General features: G+C 35.6%; 19 protein-coding genes. 8 read left to right on the top strand and 11 right to left on the bottom strand.

What is annotated here, in order from left to right; translation table 11 throughout:
* Nucleotides 1–58 precede the first annotated feature (58 nt).
* Both AC5YGG_RS19005 and pheS read left to right on the top strand, forming a co-directional pair.
* Complete coding sequence (locus AC5YGG_RS19005) at nucleotides 59–718, top strand: YceI family protein (RefSeq protein WP_496145999.1); 660 nt, start codon at nucleotides 59–61, stop codon at nucleotides 716–718.
* A 127-nt stretch (nucleotides 719–845) separates the two neighbouring features.
* Nucleotides 846–1856 carry a phenylalanine--tRNA ligase subunit alpha gene (pheS, locus tag AC5YGG_RS19010; protein WP_496146000.1) on the top strand — a complete coding sequence of 337 codons (1011 nt, stop codon included), beginning with the start codon at nucleotides 846–848 and terminating at the stop codon, nucleotides 1854–1856.
* Between the two features lie 277 nt (nucleotides 1857–2133).
* Here pheS and AC5YGG_RS19015 read toward each other — a convergent pair whose 3' ends face one another.
* Complete coding sequence (locus AC5YGG_RS19015) at nucleotides 2134–2904, bottom strand: DUF3108 domain-containing protein (RefSeq protein ID WP_496146001.1); 771 nt, start codon at nucleotides 2902–2904, stop codon at nucleotides 2134–2136.
* Between the two features lie 150 nt (nucleotides 2905–3054).
* Here AC5YGG_RS19015 and AC5YGG_RS19020 point away from each other — a divergent pair, with 150 nt between their 5' ends.
* Nucleotides 3055–4110: an NAD(P)/FAD-dependent oxidoreductase gene (locus AC5YGG_RS19020; RefSeq protein ID WP_496146002.1), complete on the top strand. Its 1056-nt coding sequence runs from the start codon at nucleotides 3055–3057 to the stop codon at nucleotides 4108–4110.
* 12 nt (nucleotides 4111–4122) lie between these two features.
* Nucleotides 4123–4452 carry a 2Fe-2S iron-sulfur cluster-binding family protein gene (locus AC5YGG_RS19025; protein ID WP_212650648.1) on the top strand — a complete coding sequence of 110 codons (330 nt, stop codon included), beginning with the start codon at nucleotides 4123–4125 and terminating at the stop codon, nucleotides 4450–4452.
* A 76-nt stretch (nucleotides 4453–4528) separates the two neighbouring features.
* Here AC5YGG_RS19025 and AC5YGG_RS19030 read toward each other — a convergent pair whose 3' ends face one another.
* The 6 genes from AC5YGG_RS19030 to AC5YGG_RS19055 form a co-directional block, all read right to left on the bottom strand.
* The gene (locus AC5YGG_RS19030) at nucleotides 4529–5362 is read right to left on the bottom strand and encodes a GLPGLI family protein (protein WP_496146003.1); all 834 of its coding nucleotides are present in this window, start codon (nucleotides 5360–5362) and stop codon (nucleotides 4529–4531) included.
* Between the two features lie 25 nt (nucleotides 5363–5387).
* Nucleotides 5388–5825 carry a hypothetical protein gene (locus AC5YGG_RS19035; protein ID WP_496146004.1) on the bottom strand — a complete coding sequence of 146 codons (438 nt, stop codon included), beginning with the start codon at nucleotides 5823–5825 and terminating at the stop codon, nucleotides 5388–5390.
* 214 nt (nucleotides 5826–6039) lie between these two features.
* Nucleotides 6040–6621, bottom strand: coding sequence for an LOG family protein (locus AC5YGG_RS19040; RefSeq protein WP_496146005.1), 582 nt, complete (start codon nucleotides 6619–6621; stop codon nucleotides 6040–6042).
* A gap of 188 nt (nucleotides 6622–6809) precedes the next feature.
* Entirely contained in the window at nucleotides 6810–8252 is a 1443-nt protein-coding gene (locus tag AC5YGG_RS19045) for an aminoacyl-histidine dipeptidase (RefSeq protein ID WP_496146006.1), read from the bottom strand.
* A 111-nt stretch (nucleotides 8253–8363) separates the two neighbouring features.
* A complete protein-coding gene (locus tag AC5YGG_RS19050) occupies nucleotides 8364–8855 on the bottom strand; it encodes a hypothetical protein (protein WP_496146007.1) in 492 nt (163 codons plus the stop codon).
* A 22-nt stretch (nucleotides 8856–8877) separates the two neighbouring features.
* Nucleotides 8878–9483: an LURP-one-related/scramblase family protein gene (locus AC5YGG_RS19055; protein WP_496146008.1), complete on the bottom strand. Its 606-nt coding sequence runs from the start codon at nucleotides 9481–9483 to the stop codon at nucleotides 8878–8880.
* Nucleotides 9484–9838: 355 nt separating this feature from the next.
* Between AC5YGG_RS19055 and recR the strand changes: the two genes are divergently transcribed.
* Entirely contained in the window at nucleotides 9839–10450 is a 612-nt protein-coding gene (gene recR / locus AC5YGG_RS19060; protein ID WP_496146039.1) for a recombination mediator RecR, read from the top strand.
* Nucleotides 10446–11285: a glycosyltransferase family 2 protein gene (locus tag AC5YGG_RS19065; protein WP_496146040.1), complete on the top strand. Its 840-nt coding sequence runs from the start codon at nucleotides 10446–10448 to the stop codon at nucleotides 11283–11285. Before recR ends, AC5YGG_RS19065 begins: the two co-directional genes overlap by 5 nt.
* A gap of 82 nt (nucleotides 11286–11367) precedes the next feature.
* Here AC5YGG_RS19065 and secG read toward each other — a convergent pair whose 3' ends face one another.
* The 3 genes from secG to AC5YGG_RS19080 form a co-directional block, all read right to left on the bottom strand.
* Nucleotides 11368–11724: a preprotein translocase subunit SecG gene (gene secG, locus AC5YGG_RS19070; protein WP_496146009.1), complete on the bottom strand. Its 357-nt coding sequence runs from the start codon at nucleotides 11722–11724 to the stop codon at nucleotides 11368–11370.
* A gap of 267 nt (nucleotides 11725–11991) precedes the next feature.
* Nucleotides 11992–14022, bottom strand: coding sequence for a M16 family metallopeptidase (locus AC5YGG_RS19075; protein ID WP_496146010.1), 2031 nt, complete (start codon nucleotides 14020–14022; stop codon nucleotides 11992–11994).
* Nucleotides 14023–14029: 7 nt separating this feature from the next.
* On the bottom strand, nucleotides 14030–15343 hold the full coding sequence (locus AC5YGG_RS19080; protein ID WP_496146011.1) for a M16 family metallopeptidase: 1314 nt from the start codon (nucleotides 15341–15343) through the stop codon (nucleotides 14030–14032).
* 306 nt (nucleotides 15344–15649) lie between these two features.
* On the opposite strand from AC5YGG_RS19080, the gene AC5YGG_RS19085 reads away from it, so the two are divergent.
* Both AC5YGG_RS19085 and AC5YGG_RS19090 read left to right on the top strand, forming a co-directional pair.
* Complete coding sequence (locus tag AC5YGG_RS19085) at nucleotides 15650–17980, top strand: ATP-dependent helicase (RefSeq protein WP_496146012.1); 2331 nt, start codon at nucleotides 15650–15652, stop codon at nucleotides 17978–17980.
* A 228-nt stretch (nucleotides 17981–18208) separates the two neighbouring features.
* The gene (locus AC5YGG_RS19090; RefSeq protein ID WP_496146013.1) at nucleotides 18209–20986 is read left to right on the top strand and encodes a TonB-dependent receptor plug domain-containing protein; all 2778 of its coding nucleotides are present in this window, start codon (nucleotides 18209–18211) and stop codon (nucleotides 20984–20986) included.
* Nucleotides 20987–21047: 61 nt separating this feature from the next.
* On the opposite strand, the gene AC5YGG_RS19095 is transcribed toward AC5YGG_RS19090, so the two are convergent.
* Nucleotides 21048–22079: an alpha/beta hydrolase fold domain-containing protein gene (locus AC5YGG_RS19095; RefSeq protein WP_496146014.1), complete on the bottom strand. Its 1032-nt coding sequence runs from the start codon at nucleotides 22077–22079 to the stop codon at nucleotides 21048–21050.
* Nucleotides 22080–22082: the final 3 nt, after the last annotated feature.

Raw genomic sequence — 22082 nt, forward strand, 5'->3', positions numbered from 1 at the left:
TTTATGAAAAAATAATTTTTTTTATTATATTAGCGGAAGTAATAAAAATAAATCAAAAATGAGAAAAAAACTGTTTTCACTAGCAATTCCTGCTTTATTGGTGACTGCTGTAATGGTTTCTTGTAAAAAAGATAAACCGCTTACCAGTGAAAGTAATGAGGTGACAACTACCAAAAATGGTAGCCAGTACACTTTGGATACGCTAAACAGTAAGGTTGAATGGAAGGGATACAAAGTATTTAAATCTGAAAATACGAGCCATTTTGGAACGATTAAGTTTGAAAGTGGAGATGTAACCGTGAAGGATGGGAAACTGGAAAGTGGTAAATTCGTTGCTGATATGAATTCCCTTACTTCTGTAGACTTGAAAGACAGTCCTGAAGATATGGGGAAATTAAATGGTCACCTTAAAAGCGGTGATTTCTTTGAAGTAGAAAAATTCCCAACAGCTTCTTATGAAATCACAAAGGTTACTCCTGCTACGGAAGGTGATTATAATACTCTTTTAGATGGTAATTTAACAATCAAGGGAATTACAAAGCCAGTTCAGTTTAAAGCTAATATTTCTGTGAAAGAAGGAGAGGTAAGTGTAGCTACTGAGCCGAAAGATATTAAAAGAGAAGAGTTTGGGGTGAAGTTCCAGGCTCCTGCTGAAAACGGAGTGATTAAAGACGAGGTAACTCTTCAGATCAACGTTAAAGCTTTAGAAAAGAAATAATTTTTTTATTTAAGTGAAATAAGTGATTGAAGTCTGCCTCCAGAAAAAGGGGCAGATTTTTTTATGACGGACCTAATATTCAACTTAAAAGTCGTATTTTTGCAAAACATTTTGAAAGGGTAAAATAATGATAGAAAAGATAGAAGAACTACTGATCGAAGTAAACGGCTTCAATGCTACCTCTAAGGAAGAGATAGAAAACTTCCGTATCAAGTACAACGGTAAAAAAGGAGTTCTGAATGATTTTTTTGAAAAATTTAAAGAAGTTCCTAACGACCAGAAGAAAGAATTCGGACAGAAGATCAATACTTTAAAACAGGCAGTGGCTGTGAAACTGGAAGACTTAAAAAGTGCTTCTGCATCTTCTGTTGTGACAGAAAAAGAAGATCTTACAAGACCGGCTTTCCCATTGGATTTAGGATCAAGACATCCGATTAACCTGGTTAAAAACAGAATTATTGAAATCTTTAAATCAATTGGATTTGCTGTTGCAGACGGTCCGGAGATTGAAGATGACTGGCATAACTTTACCGCATTGAATCTTCCGGAATATCACCCGGCAAGAGATATGCAGGATACCTTCTTTATTGAACAGAATCCGGATATTCTTTTGAGAACGCATACTTCTTCTGTACAGACTCGTTTCATGGAAGAAAATCAGCCGCCTATCAGAATTTTATCTCCGGGAAGAGTATTCAGAAATGAAGCAATCTCTTCACGTTCTCACTGTATTTTCCATCAGATTGAAGGATTATATATTGATGAGAATGTAAGCTTTGCAGATTTAAAGCAAACGATCCAGTTCTTTACTACTGAGCTTTTCGGAAAATCTAAAATCAGAATGAGACCTTCTTACTTCCCGTTTACTGAGCCAAGTGCTGAGATCGATGTATATTGGGGATTAAACTCTGAAACTGACTACAGAATTACAAAAGGAACAGGTTGGTTAGAAATTATGGGTTGTGGAATGGTAGATCCGGCTGTATTGAAGAATGTAAATATTGATTCTGAGAAATATTCAGGATATGCATTCGGAATGGGGATCGAAAGAATTACAATGCTTCTTTACCAAATGAGTGACATCAGAATGTTCTTTGAAAATGACATCAGAACCTTGGAGCAATTCAAGACTTTATAAAAATCAAACCTCCGGAGCTCCGGAGGTTTTTGTTTTTAATTACTGACCTAAGAAACAAAACGCAATTAAAAACTGATCTTATTGAAAAATTTACACGTGTCTGTTTCTTATGTCTATACTTCGGTTCGAATCCGCTAGATACGGAATGAAGTATTGACATCACAGCTTTTTTGCTGCTTCTATTATAAAGACAACCGATACTCTTCATCTATTACATTCAGCATAAAAAAATGTCTGTAAAAACTACAGACATTATATTATTAAAAAAATTGTTTCTTTATTTGGTAAACTTTAAAGGATATTTTACGTTTTTATAACTATCAATACTAGCTTTGAGCGATCCAACTGCCAGTTCTGCTTTCAACAACATCGGAATATGATTGGCGTCATTGGAAACCCACATGGTAACTCCTTCTTTTTCTTTAAATACTCTTCCGCTTTTTACAGAAGGGATGATCTTTAAGCAATTGATCGTGCCAAATTTCGTCTTCAGATTTTCGGTTCCTGCTACTTTCAGCTGAAATGGAAACATTTCATCGTCTATCCATACATTCATATTAATGATGGTTCCTACTTTTAATTCGTCAGGGCTTTTGCTTCGAAGATAATAAAAGCATGAAAGCATATCCTGCACACCTTTTACAGATTTTATGACTTTGGAGCCATTTGCCGGTGTTTTTTTATCCGTTAAAATCAGGGTATTGTTATCATGGTTGAAGGCTGTTTCAAGATGCTGACGATAGCTGCCTTCACGTACATTTCGGACGTAGAAGCTTGGTAAGCCGGTAGCCGTATCAATGAAACTTTCATACAGATCTTCTACTTTGAAGAATGCTTTTACAGCGCCGGTAGTTTCCCCGGTCCCTTTTACATATAAATGAGGTGTTCCTTTATAAGTTGTTTTTTTGGTGGTAAGATTGGCTGTTCCGGCATTTAAGAATCCATAGTGAATTCTAAGGGTGATCGATTCCCCGTCTGCAACGTTATCAATCTGTGCCGAGCCTAGAAAAAATACAAAGATTGCTAAAAGGTTTAAAATTTTCTTCATAATATGTCATTTACAAATACATTGCCAAATTTAAAATCTTAATTGATAGATATTTGACAAATCTCAGGTTTTTATTTAGAATCAATTAAATATGCTTCGCATTAAAATTAGTAAATTTGCAGCTACATGTATAATTAAATTATCTAAATTATGATAACCACTGATATATTGATCATAGGAGCAGGTCCTACAGGACTTTTTGCAGTTTTTGAAGCTGGTCTTTTAAAAATGAAGTGTCACATTATTGATGCGCTTCCACAGCCAGGAGGGCAATTGGCAGAACTTTATCCTAAGAAACCTATTTTCGATATTCCGGGGTATCCTTCAGTGAATGCTGGAGAATTGGTGGATAATTTGATGGAGCAGATCAAGCAGTTTCAACCTGGGTTTACATTAGGAGAAACAGCTATTTCTTATACAAAGGTTGATGATGAATGGTTTGAGGTAGTAACGAACAAAGGAACGGTTCACAGATGTAAGGCTATTGCTATTGCAGGAGGATTAGGGACTTTTGAGCCTAGAAAACCTACTTTCGAGAATGTAGCTGATTATGAAGAAAAAGGGCTTGAGTATTTCGTTAAAGAGCCTGAGCATTTCAGAAATAAAAAAGTGGTAATTGCCGGAGGTGGAGATTCTGCTTTAGATTGGAGTATTTTCCTTTCAAACGTAGCAAGTGAGGTTACTTTGATTCACAGAAGAAATGAATTCAGGGGAGCTCTGGATTCTGTAGAAAAAGTACAGGATCTTAAAAACCAGGGGAAAATTAAATTAATTACTCCTGCAGAAGTTACAGGTATCAGAGGTGACGGAAAAGTAGAGGCAATTACGGTACAGAAAGATGGTGAGGATGCTTTTGAAATCGAAACAGATTATTTCATTCCATTATTCGGATTGACGCCTAAGTTGGGTGAGATCGGAAACTGGGGATTAAATATTGAAAAGAATGCGATTGTTGTAAACAATGCTCTTGATTATCAGACAAATATTGATGGTATTTATGCTATCGGAGATATCAATACTTATCCAGGGAAATTGAAGTTGATTCTTTGTGGTTTCCACGAGGCAACATTAATGTGTCAAAGTGTTTATAACAGACTAAATCCTGGTAAGAAATTCGTATTGAAATATACAACGGTGAGTGGAGTAGACGGATTTGACGGAAGCCGTAAGGAAGCAGAGAAGGCGGTTGTGAAAAAAATTGACTAATTTTGCAGAATTATGTCAGATATTAATATTAAAATCACCGACAGAGAAGGGGTGACCCACGATGTCGTAGCTCCTACGGATATGTCCATGAACTTAATGGAGATTATCCGTTCCTATGAACTAGCAGAAGAAGGTACTATTGGTGTATGCGGCGGAATGGCAATGTGTGCTTCATGCCAGGTTTATGTAATTAATGATCCTGGATTGGAACCAATGGGAGATGAAGAAGATGCAATGCTTGCTGAAGCTTTCCATGTGAAAGATAACAGCCGATTAGGTTGTCAGCTGCATATTGCAGATGCTATGGAAGGGCTTGAAGTGGAGATTGCTCCTTATCCTTAGAAAATATTTTTTAATCTTAATAAGAAACCCGTTCGAGCTTTTCGGACGGGTTTTGTTTTTTCGTGTCTAATAGGAACTAAGGGTATTTTATGACATCAGCCAATTCTATCGGGTTGTTATTAGTCTTGATGCTTTCTTGTTCTTCTTTAGTCAGCTGGTTATAATTAGGCTCAAATTCTTTACCGTTTTCATCCAGCCATTTTACTTTTAAGCCTCCAGCCTGCGCTTTAATTTCTCTGTAAGGATCGTTATAATGATCTAACAATGCCTTATTAAGCTGCTTTTTAGTAATGAGCAAAGGTTTTACATGAAGATAATCAATATCTGTGTCTGTATCTTTCTTTATTCCTGTAAAGCTGAAAGAATAATCTCTTTTTTTATCCTTCATATCAATAATCAGCCCTGGTAAACCGTTAAAAATGTATGGACCATCCTGAATGGCAACATCAGTAGTAAACCATGCCTCCCAGTCTCTTTTGGAGTAATTTAGGGTGGCTTTCTGGCAATTATAATTGTTGATTTTCTTTGTTTCTGCGCTTATTTTCCAGTCGAATTTCGGGTTGTCTTCGGAAATTTCATAAAGATCCAGTAACTGTTTATTAAACTTTAATTGTTTCTTCGTTTTCTTATCTTTTATGAGCATAAAGCCGTAGTCATGTTTTGCAGTTCCTCTGATACCTGCTTTTTTATTAGCTATGAATAAGGAATCACTATTGAACTGCTCCAATGAGTAGAACTTGGATTTGTCTTTATTCACCAACAAAACCATTTCTTTTTTTCTCAGTTGGGTTGCCAAAGAATCAGTTCTGTAGTTCATATCATAAGAAACTTTGTAATTCTGAGCTTTTGAGAAGTTGAATAGTAAAAATATAAAGATAGAACTTAGTTTAAAGAAGTTATTCCATTTCATAATATCATAGTTTAGTGATGAAATTTTATTCGTTGGTTTTAAGGTTTTCCGAGATGAATTCCCAATCGTATTTAGAAATCGTTTTGCTTGCTGCTAACGTAATTTTATTGCCGTTAATAAGAGTGTCTTTAATCAAATACTGATCTTTGTACTTAGTTTTATCCGTGTTGTCATTGAGCAGAATATAATATTCATATGGCGGATGATATGTTTTTGCATATAGAAGTATATTTTTGAAAGGAATTTTTTCAGTCTTAAGGTTTTTTATTTCCTGCTGGTTTTTCGAAAATTTAAAATCTCCGAATGTGGAGGAAGCTATTTTAGCGCTGTCGTTTTTATAGAGAAGGTATTCTTGGCTTTCATCAAATTGATTGTATTTGGCAAGGCGAGAAAAGTGATTTGAAGTACAATTCGTAGATAAAATAAGTATTAAAACGAGATAAATAGAAATAGTTTTTTTCATGGTTATCAAGGGCATTAGTTTTTGTTGGATAAAATTGGAGATATGATCTTGGAAGATATACGTGCTTTTTGATGTTGTAAATTACTAAATAAATTTTTATTAGATGTTTTAATTGATGTTCATTCATTATTTATAATTGGATATTCTCAGGGGACTATGAAGGATTGATTATAAACAAAAAGAAGCACTACTTCTAATGCCTCTTTTTTATGAATTAAATTTCTTCTTTTGAAATCCATTTTCCAACGGTAGGAGCCTGGTAATTTCTCATTTTCTCAAGCAGATCATCTATATTGTCACTGATGAGAAGCATATCACGATTTACAGACTTCAAAAATCCTTTATCAACCATATTCTGAATAAGATTGATCAGGTCATTGTAAAATCCATCAATATTTAAAATCCCGATTGGCTTTTTATGAAGCCCGAGTTGTGCCCAGGTAATCATTTCGAAGAATTCTTCCAATGTTCCATAACCTCCGGGAAGTACGATTACACCATCACAAAGCTCACTCATTTTGGTTTTTCTTTCGTGCATGGTTTCTACCAAAATCAGTTCAGTAAGGTTTTTATGAGCAATTTCTTTAGCTTGTAAAAAATGGGGAAGAACACCCGTCACTTTACCGTTTTCACTTAACGCTCCGTCTGCAATGGTTCCCATTAAGCCTGTTTGTGAACCTCCGTAAATTAATTGTATACTTTGTTTGGCTAGAGTTTTACCAAGCAGAAAAGCCTGTTCTTCATATATTTTATCTGTGCCAAAACTTGAACCACAGAATACGGTTATACTTTTCATATTTAAATGTTTTGGAATCATTAAGGTTTTTAAGTGATTAAGGAAAGTTAAGAAATATCTGAGAAATTTTTCAATTGCTTGTAGATTCTTAATACTCTTAATAACGTAAAAAAACTTAATGGTTGAAATAAAATTAAAATATCCAAAATCATAAGACTTTGGATATTTAGTATAATTATTTTAATGTTCTATTTCTGAGGAATATTTGCTAAAATATCTTTCAGGAAGCTCCAGAATTTCTGAGCAGATGGAATATTGGCTTTCTCATCAGGTGAGTGTGCTCCTCTGATTGTTGGTCCAAAGCTTACCATTTCCATTTCAGGATAATTAGCTCCGATGATACCACATTCTAAACCTGCGTGACAAGCTACTACGTGAGGTTTTTCATTGAACTTTTGAGTGTAAATCTTTTCCATGATCTGTACGATTTCAGAACCTGGTCTTGGTTTCCATCCTGGGTATGAACCACTGAATTCTACATTCATTCCAGCTAGTTCTGCAACAGATTTTAATTGCTCGGCAGTTGAATATTTAGAAGAATCTACAGAAGATCTTGTAAGATTTAAGATTTTAAGTTCACCTCCTTTTAACTCTACTCTTGCAACGTTATTAGATGCTTCCACAAGGTCTGCTACATCTGGGCTCATTCTGTAAACTCCGTTGTGAAGAGCTTTTAAAGTAAGGATCAATTTCTTGGAATCCTCTTCTGAAATAGCTTTTTCGGATGATGTAGAGTTTTCAATATTGATCTGAAGTCCTAGTTCTACCGTAGCAAATTCTTCAAGAATATCTTTTTTAAGATTTGTTGCTTCTTCAATGAATTCCTGAGCATTTCTTACAGCAATAATTGCAACACCTTCTCTTGGAATAGCGTTTCTTAATCCTCCGCCATCAATGGAGATTACTTCAAGATTCTGCTTAGCCAATCCGGTGTAAAGAAGTCTTCCTAAGATTATGTTTGCATTTCCGAAACCTTTATGGATATCCATTCCTGAGTGTCCACCCTGTAAACCTTTTACTTCAATTCTTACAACCTGTCCTTTCGGAGCTTCTACGGCGTAATTTTGAGTGATAGTTACGTCTACACCTCCTGCACAACCGATATCGATCTCATCATCTTCTTCAGTATCAAGATTTAATAAAATTTCTCCTGTAAGCTGTCCTGGTTTTAAACCAATAGCTCCTGTCATTCCTGTCTCTTCATCAATAGTAAATAAAGCTTCCAGAGCAGGGTGAGGAATATCGGAACTTTCAAGGATAGACATGATGGTAGCAACTCCTAAACCGTTATCAGCTCCAAGAGTTGTTCCTTTTGCCTTTACCCAATCACCATCAATTTCCATTTTAATTCCTTCTGTTTCAAAATCGAAATTAACATCATTGTTCTTCTGGCAAACCATATCCAGGTGTGATTGAAGCACGATGGATTTTCTGTTTTCCATTCCCGCCGTTGCAGGTTTTTTGATAATTACGTTTCCTACCTCATCTACAGTAGTTTCAAGTCCCAGGTCTTCACCAAATCCTTTGATGAAAGCAATTACTTTTTCTTCTTTTTTAGATGGTCTTGGAACAGCATTTAATTTGGAAAAGTTTTTCCAGATTATTTGCGGTTCTATATTAGATAATGCCATTGAAATTTATTTTTCTCAAATTTACGAAATAAAAAATGCTTCCGTGGGATACAGAAGCATTTTTTATTGATCGTTAAAAGGTGAAATGCTGAACCAGCATATTCTCTTTTATTAACATCCACATTCTCCGTAGATAGGTGTTGAAATCACAGAGCCATCCGGTTTTTCAATGGTAAGAGTACCTTCAAATAGTAAGGCTTCCTCACCTTTGATCTTTTTACCTTTTACAGAGATTTTATAATCATTACTTTCTATTTCCTTAGTCAGTTCATCTTCAACTTCCATATCACTTGAGGAAATAAGATTCATCGTCAGTCTTTTACCATCCAGTTTCATATATGCTGTTTTACCCGCATCATCTGCATAGATGTATTTCTCTGCTTCAAAATCAGTTTTATTTCTGGCAAAATAACATGAACATTCCTTTATTTCTTCAGGAAATGAAATGGTTTCAATCTGAATTTTTCCGGAAGGAATACTTGCTGTAGCAGAATCTTTAACGATGTTTAAAGAATCGGCAGGGGAAGACCCTGAAACTGTTTCTTTGTCCTTTTTACAGGCTACCAATAGAATTGCGGAAAAGAAAATGATTAGGTATTTCATTTGTATGTTGTTTTATTATTTTTTAGCCTCTTGCTCTCTCAAGAAGGGTCATCATTAATAAGGAAAGGATTACTAAACTTTCTTCCTCATCATCAATATCGATCAGTCTGTCAAGCTGGAATCTTCTTCCAAAGAATGAAGGCATTTTTTTCAGTTTAAAGTAAGCTTTACCATCAATACCGGTTACAGTATAAGACGGGTTAAGAAAATACCCTGTAAACATACCGATAATAGGAAGTTCACCTACGAAGCTATCCCAAAACCTTACCCATGCGCTGTCTTCCTGCACTTTGAACTTGGGTTGATCCTTAGCATCAAGAATGTCATAGCTCGCCTTCCAGATAGAACGCATTCCTTTTCTTGCTAATCTACCATAATTTTTATTGTCAACAATATCATTCAGAGAATAAGAAGCATTGAAATCGATCCATTTATTAGCTCTGATTCTAAAAAGTTCTTTAGATTTGGTTTCATCATTGAAAACAATCACATCCTCTTTTAATTTGAACATTTTCTGACGAACGTAAGCCACATAACTTCCATTCTTGTCAGTAATGTTAAAATCACTCGCTAATGTTGAGATTTTGAATTTGAAGTCCAGAGGATAATTTAAATTTTTAAGTACCATGTTAGTTTATTTTTCTCATATTTAAGCCGCAAATATAGTTGTTTTTTTAGAGTTATCCTGAATAAGAAGGGAATGAGTATTTAAAATATCAGAATGAGACATTGAGTGGACGAAAGTTAGATAACAGATGAAGGAAAATAGACATCGGATGCAGTAATAACCATTGGAATCTTAACATTCTAAATGTGAATATTGAATTGATAAGACTGTAATGAAATTGTCTCTAACTCTTTAAATATCCAAATTGACTAGCGAAGCGACTTGAAATAGATCATTTACTTTCCAACATTTTAAAGCTCAAAAACTCCACTTGGGAATAGATCATTTTCCTCAAATAATCCTTATTTTTGTGGCTATGGATTACCCAAGTAAAGTTTTGGCAAAGGCAGTTGATGAGATTGCGGGATTACCAGGAATCGGAAGGAAGACCGCTTTGAGATTAGCATTGCATTTATTGAAACAGCCTAGTTCAAGAGCAGTGAGTCTTGGAAACTCTCTGATTAATCTTGTTAACGAGATAAAATACTGCAAAGAATGTCATAATTTTTCTGATTTTGACATCTGCGAGATCTGCAGCAACGAAAAAAGGAACGGTGAGCTGATCTGTATTGTAGAAGATGTTCGGGACGTTATTGCTATTGAAAATACAGGGAAATATACAGGGAAATATTTGATTCTCGGCGGAAAAATTTCTCCAATGGAAGGAGTAGGACCCAGTCAGTTGAATATTCCAAGTATTGAAAGAAAACTAAACGAAGGCAAAGTGAAAGAATTTATTTTTGCTTTGAGTGCCACGATGGAGGGAGATACAACAGCCTATTACATTTACAAGAAATTTAAAAATTCCAGTGTGAACTTTTCAAGTATTGCAAGAGGAATTTCTGTGGGGGATGAGTTGGAATATGCTGATGAAATTTCACTCGGAAGATCCATTATTAATAGATTACCGTACAACGAAAAGGATTAATATGAAGCTGTCTGTTATTATTGTCAACTTTAACGTTACCCAATTACTCAGAAACTGTCTTTTATCTCTTCAGAACTATATAAAAGATGTGGATTATGAAGTGATTGTCATTGATAATGCTTCTACAGACACTTCCTGGAAAAATCTTATTTATGAATTTTCAACGGTACATTTTATTTCTTCCGATATTAACGGAGGATTTTCAAAAGCGAACAATAAAGCTATACAAGCAGCGAAAGGTGAATACATACTCCTTCTCAATCCTGATACAGAACTGGAAGGTTTTTATATGAAAGAACTTCTTGATTTTTCTGATTCTAAAGCACATTTTGGATGTCTGGGGGTAAAAATGCATGATGCAGATGGAAATTTTCTGCCGGAAAGCAAACGTTCAGTACCGGATATATTTAATTCTTTTGAAAAGCTATTCACTAATATAAAAAAGAATAATTCTAAGTCATATTACAGAAATGATATTGATGAAGATGCTATTGCTGAGATAGAAGTCATTACAGGAGCTTTTTTATTGATTAAAAAGGAAGTTTATCAAGAAATAGGAGGATTGGATGAATCTTATTTTATGTATGGTGAGGATATTGATCTTTGCTATACCTTATTAAGAAAAGGATACCAAAATTATTACTACGGAAAAGCTTCCCTTCTTCACCATAAAGGAGAAAGTACGGTGAAAGATGAAATTTATCTGAACCGGTTTTATGGGGCGATGCAGATCTTCATCGATAAATATTATAAAGAATCAAAACCGATGCAGTATTCTTTCTTAAAAGCAGGATTAAAGCTGCGTCATCAGATAGAGAAAATCAGACTTAAATAAGAATTTAGAGATTATATGAAATATTAAAATAAAAAAGCAACTCAATTTGAGTTGCTTTTGTTATGTGTAGAAAATAATCTTCTTATTTAGCCGGTGCCACTGGTGCTGGTGCCGGAGTAGTAGTTGTAGAAGAAGCCGGAGCAGATTGTTTTGCCGGAGCTTCTTTTTTAGCAGGTTGCTGTTGAGTAGCCGCAGCTTGTGACGGTTTACCTGTAATAACAACGCTTAAAAGGATAAGAACGATGATAGTTCCGCCTAGAGTCCATGTTGCTTTTTCCATGAAATCATTGGTTCTCTGTACTCCAAACTGTGCAGATGATGCCCCTCCGAAAGTACTGGAAAGACCTCCACCTTTAGGGTTTTGAGCCATAACAACAATTACCAATAAAACACTGGCAATCATAATAAGAACCATCAATAGTGTAAATATAGTATCCATTAATTCTGATATCTTTTTGAATGGGCAAATTTAATCTTTTTTTACTGAACGACAAAAAAAGATGTGGAGAAATATGAATCAATACCGAAAGTTTAAAGATCAGATAATGATTTTCGACTAAAAATAAGGTGAAAAGAGAACTTTGTACTTGTTTAAAAGCCACGAATTCACGAATAAAATGTGCGCAGTTTCGTGTATAAAATTAAATACATAGAAACAAAAAAGCTGCCTCAAAATGAGACAGCTTCTATTATAAAAAGATACTTCTTATTTAAAATCAGAGTCTTTAGCCTGATTAAGCTGATAAGATTGTACAGCCAGATTAATATCCATCCCCCCCATATTCTGAATAATAGTGAACGGAAGTTTTACTCCCGATACATCTTTATAATCCGCATAGCTTGTAGGAATAGAACCTCCTTCTCCAGCTTTTACTTCTCCGGTTTTCAAACCTGTTTTTACGCTGTAATAATATGTTTGTTTCGGACCTTTTACAACATAAGAATCTTCATTGTTATATTTTTCGATTCCAGCCAATTTCAACTCTGCTGATTTAGAAAAAGTAAGTTCCGGAAAAAGCTCAGGTTCTGTCATAGATGCTTTCTGTTGGTCATTCAGGGGTATTTTCTGTCCCTGAGCTTCCATATATCCATCTTTACCATCGAAAACGATTTTTTGTAGTGTATTGCCCATCATTTTCATTTCCATCATCATTTTTCCACCTTTTCCCTGAATAAGTTTCATTGTCATATCCATTTTCTGAACTTTGGTCGTAGCATTAGCTGTAATAGAAGTCACTTTTTGAACAGCAGCTAAACCTCCGATTGCATTGATGTACTTATCCGCAACAGAAGCAATCGTAACATTAGCATCAACTTTTTGTGCAGCTGGCTTTGCTACCGGATTAGCTTCCCTATCGAAATACTTTACCGGATATCCTAGTTTTTCAAGTCCTTCAGAAATATCGGATGCTTTACCTGCAACAAAAATTCTGCTTTGGTTGGGAAGAATTGTTGCTTTTACTGCATTAGAAACATCGGCAGCACTTACTTTGTCGATAGACTTCAAATAATTGGTATAGAAATCTGCCGGAAGATCCTGAACCTTCTGGTTTAATGCAAATCTGGCAATTGTTTCAGGTTTCTCCAAAGACATAATGAAGGCACCTTTCAGCTTTGCTTTGGCATTGTCAAGTTCATCAGGTTTTACCGTAGAAATGGCATTAAGCTCGTTCATTAATTCCTTAATAGCCTTATCTGTCACTTCATTTCTTACACTGGTTTCAGCGGAAAAATCAGGTGAATACTTGCTTGCTGTCATGCTGGAATAAGCTCCATAAGTAAATCCGTTCTTTTCTCTAAGATTCATGAAAAGCCTTGCTTCACCACCGCCCCCTAAAATATAGTTGGCAATCGTAGCCGGGAAGTAATTCGGATCTTTCATTTTAAGGGTGTTTATATTGCTTACCGCTAATACAGATTGTACCGCAGAAGGTACATCCACCACATTGATTTCAGTTTTTGAAACATTAGAAGCAGGCTCTAACGCAGCAAATTTTGTGTTTGACTTTTTCCAGTTTCCAAAAGCTTTTTCAACTAAAGGTTTGATCTGATCGAACTTTACATCTCCTACAATAACTAGATAAGCATTATCAGGAGAATAGTATTTATTATAAATATTCTGAACGTCCGCTAGCTGTATCTTATTGATAGATTCCACAGTTTCAAATTCTCCTCTTGAAGTATTTTTTCCGTACATCAGAGCATTAGATACTCTTTCAGCGATGGAAGAAGCGTTTTTCTCGTCAGCCTTTAATCCCTCTATAATTCTTTCCTTAGCATTCTGAATTTCATCAGCAGAGAATTTAGGATTAACAATAGCATCAGCCATTAAGCCCAATACTTCAGGGAAATATTTTGACAGTGAATTGGATGACGCTCCATTAGATGAAAAGCTTAAATTTGCTCCTAAAAAGTCTACTTTTTTATTAAATTCATCCTTGCTCAGATTCGTTGTTCCATTATCAAGCTGTTCTGCCATCACCTGGCTTACTCCTGAGATATTTCCTTCATAATATGGAGGTCTGTCCATAGAAAGAGTAGTGTTTACTCTTGGTAATTTATTGTTTTCAACCACCATTACGGTTAATCCGTTGCTTAGCTGAAAAGTTTTTGGTTTTGCAATGTTGATGGCAGGAGTAGGTCCTGGTTTAGGCATTGCGTTAACATCTATTTTTTGGGCAGTAAGCATTCCTGCAAATAAAAATGCCGCTGCTATATATGTAAATTGCTTTTTCATGGGTAAATTATTTTTTCTCAGGAACGTAATTGATGATGATTCTTTGGTTGGAATTTAGATATTTCTTAGCTGCATTTTGCAGATCTTGCTTGGTGATAGATCTGTAAATGTCGATTTCCTTATTGATAAGATTTGTATTTCCCATCAATACATGGTTGGTTGCTAATGAAGCTGCAATTCCCTGAATGCTTGAATTCTGATTGACAAACTGATTTTCAAACTGATTCTGAATTTTTTGATAATCCTCATCAGAAATTAAAGTCGTCTGAAGTTTTTTGATTTCTGCATCAATATCAGCCTGTAAAGTCTGCTTGGTAGTTTGTCCCATAGGAATTGCAAAGAATGCAAAAATGCTGTAGTCCTCAAGCCCCTGATTGAAAGCCGCTACCTGTAATGCTTTTTTATCCTGATCTACTAATTTCTTATACAAAACAGAAGATTTACCATTACTTAAATAAGAAGAAAGCATATCTAAAACATATGCATCCTTTTCTTTATTGGCTGGTGTTCTGTAAGCAAAAATATAAGCTGGAAGTTGAATGTTCGGATCAGTTGCGGTAACTTCTTTTTCCTGTGTGATAGGAGTCTCTTTAGGGAAATCTTTTGGATAAATTGTTCCTTTTGGAATACCTCCGTAATATTCTTCGATCCATTTTTTAGTCTGATCAGGCTTGATGTCTCCTGCTACCACTAATGTAGCGTTGTTTGGTACGTAAAATTTCTTGTAGAATGCCTGGAACTCTTCAAGCTTTGCAGCATTAAGATCTTCCATAGAACCAATGGTTGGCCAATTGTATGGGTGATTGGTAAACAGGTTTTTCTGAATTGTTGAGAAAAGATTTCCATAAGGCTGATTATCCATTCTCAGTCTTTTTTCTTCCTTTACTACTTCTCTCTGTGTGTCTACACCAACCTGATTGATTACGGCATGACGCATTCTTTCAGCTTCCATCCATAATCCAAGTTGCTCATTATTGGAAGGAAAAGTTTCGTAGTAATATGTTCTGTCGTTGGTTGTGTTGGCATTGTTCTGCCCTCCGTTGGATGATACGATTTTAAACCATTCACCTCTTTTAATATTAGGAGTTCCTTCAAACAAAAGGTGTTCAAAGAAGTGAGCAAAACCAGTTCTTCCTTTCACTTCATCTTTTGCTCCTACATGATACATTACGCCTGTGGTTACTACAGGAGCAGAATTATCCTGATGAAGAATTACATGAAGACCGTTGGGAAGATCATACTCTTCGAATTTGATTTGCTGTGCATTCAGCATTAGCCCGAAGAAAGCTACGGCAGCAGCAGAAAGAAGTCGCTTTTTCATAAAGTTAGAAATTGTTTATCAATTAGTAGGAAAAGTGAATTAAATGTTACACTTTGATGAAAACTGAATGATGAATTTGCTTTACTTGCTCTAGGTCACTCGATATTCACTTGCGAAGCAAAATTGACCATTTACATTTAAAATAGATTGAAAATACGATAAATGTTTCCCTCAACAAACTGATCTACTCTTATAAACAGCACCCATTCACTAGCTATTTACGATACAAAACTGACTATTGACATTTCATAATTTGAATTCTCCTCTGAATACATTAATTTTGTATTCCCAAATTTTTTTTGCAGTATGGACTATTTGAAAGGACTCAATGAATCACAATATGAAGCTGTTACCTCTTTACAAGGACCTCTGATGGTACTTGCAGGAGCCGGTTCCGGAAAAACACGTGTGCTTACCATGCGTATAGCTCACCTTATCCATAACGGAATAGACCCTTTCAATATTCTGGCGCTTACCTTTACCAATAAGGCAGCTCGAGAGATGAAAGAACGTATTGCAAAGGTAGTAGGAGACAGTAATGCAAGAAGCCTCTGGATGGGAACATTCCACTCTGTTTTTGCAAGAATCTTAAGAATTGAAGCTCATTTATTGGGGTATCCTTCCAACTTTACCATTTATGACCAGCAGGATGCATTGAATGTGATTAAAAAAGTATTGAAGGATATGAACATTGATGCTGATCTTTATAAACCAAAGAAAGTTCAGGCAAGAATTTCAACCTATAAAAACAACCTGATTACAGTAAAAGCTTATTTCAACAATCCAGAATTGATGGAGGCTGATGAAAAGGCAAATATGAAGTTCATCGGGCAGATTTATCAGAGATATGTAGATGCCTGTTTCAGAAACGGATCCATGGATTTTGATGACTTGTTGCTGAAAACCAATGAGCTGTTGACACGTTTTCCTGAAGTACTGGCTAAATATCAGGACAGATTCAGGTATATCATGGTAGATGAGTACCAGGATACCAACCATTCGCAGTATCTTATTGTGAAAGCACTGGCTTCCAAGTTTGAAAATATTTGTGTGGTAGGAGACGATGCACAATCCATTTACTCATTCCGTGGAGCGAATATTTATAATATTCTGAACTTTAAAAAGGATTATCCGGATGCAATTACAGTATCATTGGAACAAAATTACCGCTCTACACAAAATATTGTAAATGCAGCCAACGTTGTTATCGCCAAGAATTTACAGCAGTTCAAGAAAAATGTTTTCAGTGATAACGAAGAAGGAGATAAGATCAAAATTTACCGTTCTCTTTCCGATGCGGACGAAGCAAACTTTGTTGCCGGAAATATCTGGGAACTTCGTAACCGTGATCAGAGAAAATACAGTGATTTTGCTATTTTATATAGAACAAACTCTCAGACCAGAGCATTTGAAGATGCGCTGAGACGTAAAAATATTCCATATAAAGTATATGGCGGACTTTCTTTCTACCAAAGAAAAGAAGTTAAAGACTTAATCGGGTATCTGCGTCTTTTGATCAATGAAAATGATTCAGAGGCTTTAATGAGAATCATTAATTATCCTGCAAGAGGTATTGGTGATACGACACAAAATAAACTGATCGTTTTTGCAGATGCTCAGAACATTGCTGTATCTAAAGTTCTGGATAATTTACCAATGTATGCTCCTCAATTAGGACTTAATAATGGTGTTTTAAACAAACTGAATGATTTCTGGTCCATGATCAAAGCATTCCAGGTGCTGTTAAAAACCGAAACAGCCTACAGTGTTGCAATGGAAGTAGCAAAACGTAGCGGATTGATCAAATTTTTAAAAGATGACCAGACTCCTGAAGGTATTTCCAGAGTAGAAAACGTTCAGGAATTGATGAACTCTATGCAAGGATTCATTGAAGAGCAGATGCAGCTGGAAGACGGTGACCCAAGTCTATCTAATTTCCTTGAAAATATTGCTCTTTCAGCGGATACTCAGGATAAAGAGCTTGAAGATGATATGGTTTCACTGATGACGATTCACCTTTCTAAAGGACTTGAATTCCCGGTTGTACACCTTGTAGGTCTTGAAGAAAATCTTTTCCCGAGCTTTATGAGTTCTGCAACAAGAGAAGATCTTGAAGAAGAAAGACGACTGTTCTATGTGGCATTGACAAGAGCTGAAAAACAAGCGTTCTTCTCCTATGCAGTTTCACGTTTCCAATGGGGAAAAATTACAGATGCGGAACCGTCAAGATTTCTTAGCGAGATTGATGATGAATATATAGAATTCCTTAATCCGGCATTGGAAAAAAGGTTTATCAATAATGCAGGAGTGAAATCTAATATTTTTGATGAGCATCCATCTGAAATGAGATCCTTCAAAAAGGTAGAAAAGAAAACGATTGGTAAAAATGAACAATCAGCGCCGGCTCCGGAAGTAAGAAAACTGAAGCCTGTGAGTACCGCAAAAATTATTAATCCAAGCGGGGCTTCATCCCAGGATATTGAAGTGGGAGATAAAGTAAGACATGACCGTTTTGGGATAGGAGAAGTTACTTTTCTGGACGGAACAGATCCTCAGAACATCAAAGCAAAAGTTATTTTCATCCATGAAGGAGAAAAGAACCTGATCTTAAAATATGCTAAGCTTACAAAAATTTAGGTAAAGAGCTTTAGATTTTAACAATACAAAACGGATTCAATTTTGAATCCGTTTTTTTATTAGATTTTTTATAATTTATTTTAAAAATTAGTAATTTTAATAAGGGATAGATAGAAACGATTAACATTTTTTACAAAAACAAAGTCTATTATTTTTGTAGACTAATAAATAAGCTTTACATTTGCACCTGCAAAAAACATAAATGTTTAATCAAATTGATCAAATGATATGAGAAATAAAAAAACTATTCTTTCCGCTTCTGTTCTGTTCTTCCTGGGAGTTTTTACTTATGGACAGGAAAAAGACAGTATTTCAGCAAAAAAAGACAGCGTAAAAACAAATAATGTAGAAGAAGTCGTTATCCTGGGATCAAGAGCCGGGGCACGATCAAAGACAGACAGTCCTGTGCCTGTAGATGTATTTAATCTAAAGGAGGCTTCAGTAGTTCTTCCACAGTCGAATATAGGGCAAATCCTGAATGCTATTGCACCATCATTTACTTCTACGGTTCAGACCAATTCGGATGGAACAGACCATTTGGATCCTGCACAACTTAGAGGATTGGGACCGGATCAGGTATTGGTTTTGGTGAACGGAAAAAGAAGACATACTTCAGCATTGGTGAATGTAAATGGTACACCCGGAAGAGGAACTGTGGGTACAGACCTTAATGCTATTCCTTCATTTGCTTTGAACAGAATTGAAGTTCTTAGGGATGGTGCTGCCGCACAATATGGCTCTGATGCAATTGCCGGTGTAATGAACCTTGAGCTTAAAAGAGATACGGGAAAACTTACCGGACAGATCAGTTATGGAGGAAACTTAACGCCTACTGCCAATGATCATACAGGGAATTTTGACGGACAAAATATTCAGTTGGATTTAAACTATGGTACTAAAATCGGGACCAAAGGCGGTTTCTTCAACATTACCTGGTCTTCACAGTTCAGAAATCCTACTTACAGAGCCGGAACAGAGAAAGGTCCTATTTTCAATGCTTATAATGCTATTGAACAAAGAGCGATGCAGGACGGCGTAAATCTGTCTTCTCTTTTTACCAATATAAAAGATACTCCCAATACTCAGCAGATCATTGATTACGTACATCAATATGCTCAGGGAGTAAACTATTTCAGTGCTTCGCAGCTATCAAATATTCAGAATGCCAATACATTTGCAGATTTTACAGATGGAGCAGGAAATCCTCAAAAAGGACTTTGGTCTTTATTAAGTGCTGATGTTACGGATCAGGAACTTGCCTACAGAGGTTTGACAAGAAAAGATTTCAATATGCAGGTAGGGCAGTCTAAGCTTAATAATCATCAGCTATTTATTAATGCCGAACTTCCTGTAAGTGAGGATTGGAAAGTATATACTTTTGGCGGTTATAGTTTGAGACATGGTACTTCCGGAGGTTTTTACAGAAAGCCAAGAGAGAACAGAACCTTTACAGCATTGTATCCCAACGGATATTTACCACAGATAGGAACTGATATTCAGGATGTCTCATTAGCAGCAGGAATTAAAGGAAAATGGGAGGGATGGTATATTGATTTCAGTAATACGTTTGGGCAGAATTCCTTTACGTACAATATTGGAAACACAGGAAATACTTCAATGCGTTTTGCTTCTCCAAGTGAATTTGATGCCGGAGGATTGCGTTTTACTCAAAATACAATCAATTTAGATTTTTCTAAAAAATATGATGTTCTGGAAGGAATGAATGTAGCATTCGGAGGGGAGCATCGTTTTGAAAATTTTAAAATAACTGAGGGAGAAAGAGATTCTTACCAGACTTACGATCAGTATGGAAATATCTGGAATGGAAATCCAAATATAAGAGCTACAGACTTTTTTGGACAGGCTTTGCCGGGTGGTTCACAGGTTTTTAACGGGTTCAGACCTGAAAATGCGGTCAATAAAAACAGACAATCATTGGCAGCTTATGCAGATGTAGAACTAAACTTTACCAATTGGTTATTGGTAGATGCTGCTGCGAGATATGAAAATTATTCAGATTTTGGATCTACGTTCAATTATAAATTGGCTTCAAGGATTAAGGTTGCCCCTAACTTCAATGTGAGACTTGCGGGATCTACAGGGTTTAGGGCTCCATCTATTCACCAGATTTATTATAATGTAACTTCTACTTTATACACAAATAATCAGCTTATGGAAGTAGGAACATTCAGTAATGATTCTAAACTGGCTGAACAATTAAATATGCCTAAGCTGAAGCAGGAAACCTCTAAATCGGCAAGTATTGGATTTACCTATAAAATACCATCTGTGAATCTTACATTTACAGCCGATGGATACTTTACAAAAATCGATAACAGAATCATTCTTACAGATCAGTTTCTAAAAGGAAGTGTACCGTTGGAAGCACAATTGGAATTTGAAAAATTAAATATCAATGGTGCTCAGTTTTTCACCAATGCTATTGATACGGAAACAAAAGGGGTGGATGTGGTTATTTCCCATAATGCAAGATTCTCAGGGATCAAGCTTGATAATAATTTTGCAATTAATCTGAACCAGACAAAACAGGTGGGAGAGATCCATTCAGCAGGAATGCTAAAATCTCCAACATTGGAAAAGATTTATTTCTCTGAAAAATCAAGAGTATATCTGGAAGAAGCGGTTCCGAGAGTAAAAGCAAGTTTATCTCATACACTGACATGGAAAGACCTTAGTTTCTATCTTAGAAATACTTATTTCGGAAAAGTGACGGGAGCTGATGTTCTTGATGCCAACGGAGACGGAATCATAGAATTCAATGAGCACCAGAAAATAGGAGATAAGATTATTACAGATATTTCCTTTGCCTATCAGTTTACCAAAAATATAGGGCTGACTTTAGGAGTCAACAATCTATTTGATATTTACCCTACCAAAAATCTGCCTGCATCCAGCAATAATGATCAGTTCGTTTATTCTCGTTCTACTTCACAATTTGGACAGAATGGTAGATATGTCTTCTCCAGATTGAATTTCAATTTTTAAATTGATAAATTAATGAAAATGGACCTCTTATTGAGATCCATTTTTTTTGCCTATTACAAAATTATTTTTTCTGTGAAACAACAAAATCCACCATCTGATCCGTCATTTTATCAAGAGGATCCTTATCTGTCGTTGAAAAGCTGTGAACCCCTTTATCAATAACAATTAATGATGTTTCAATTTTTGCTCGCTTCAATCTTCGATGCAATTTTTTTGATTGGCTTAAAGGAACTACTTTATCCGCATTACCCTGTACAATAAGAGTCGGAACTCCACTTGAAGTAAAACTCACAGGAGAGATCGTTTTGAAATATTCTATTACTCTATCCTGATCTTTGTTAACATCCAATCCCGAAAGCCCTTTAACCAGATTTTGTTGCAGACTAATGATCTTTTTTGAAATCAGCCCAATCATAGAAACAGGTATCGTACCTGCTCTGGTATGGAAAAGCTTGTTTAAATCAGCCGGACCGTAATGATCAATCACATAATTTACTTTTGCGGAATAAGGCAACAATTCCGAACTTCCCTTGAATGTATCATCAGGAGTATAAGCTGCAAGCAAAGAAAGATGTGCCCCTGCCGAAGCCCCGAAAAGTCCAATATTATTCACATCAAAATTATATTTTTCAGCGTTTTTTCTTACCCATCTTACTGCATCTTTAGTATCTTCCAAAGGTAAAGGAAAATGAGTGTTCTCATTCAGAAGTGTATAGTTAATACTGATTACTGCATATCGTTTAGCTATTAATTTTTTAATGGTATTTTCTACATAATCATCGGCAAGAATCATTTTATTACCTTCTACCCAGCCACCGCCATGCACATAAATTAAAACCGGAAATTTTTCCGTTGATGTATTTTTAGGCGCATAAAGATCAAGAGAAATTGAATCTCCTTTTTTATTGGTTTTATAAACAATGTTTTCTGTAACCGAAGCTATTTCAGGAAGTAAAGTACTTTTTACACGGGGCGCTTTGACTGGTGCTTGTGAAAATGATTGCGAAAAAAATAAATGAGAATGGCTTAAAAGTAAAACAAAAAACAGGTTTGTGAAGAACCTGTGGGTGGATATATCGATAGATGATTTCATAAT

The organism is Chryseobacterium sp. CS2K3 (assembly GCF_059515185.1).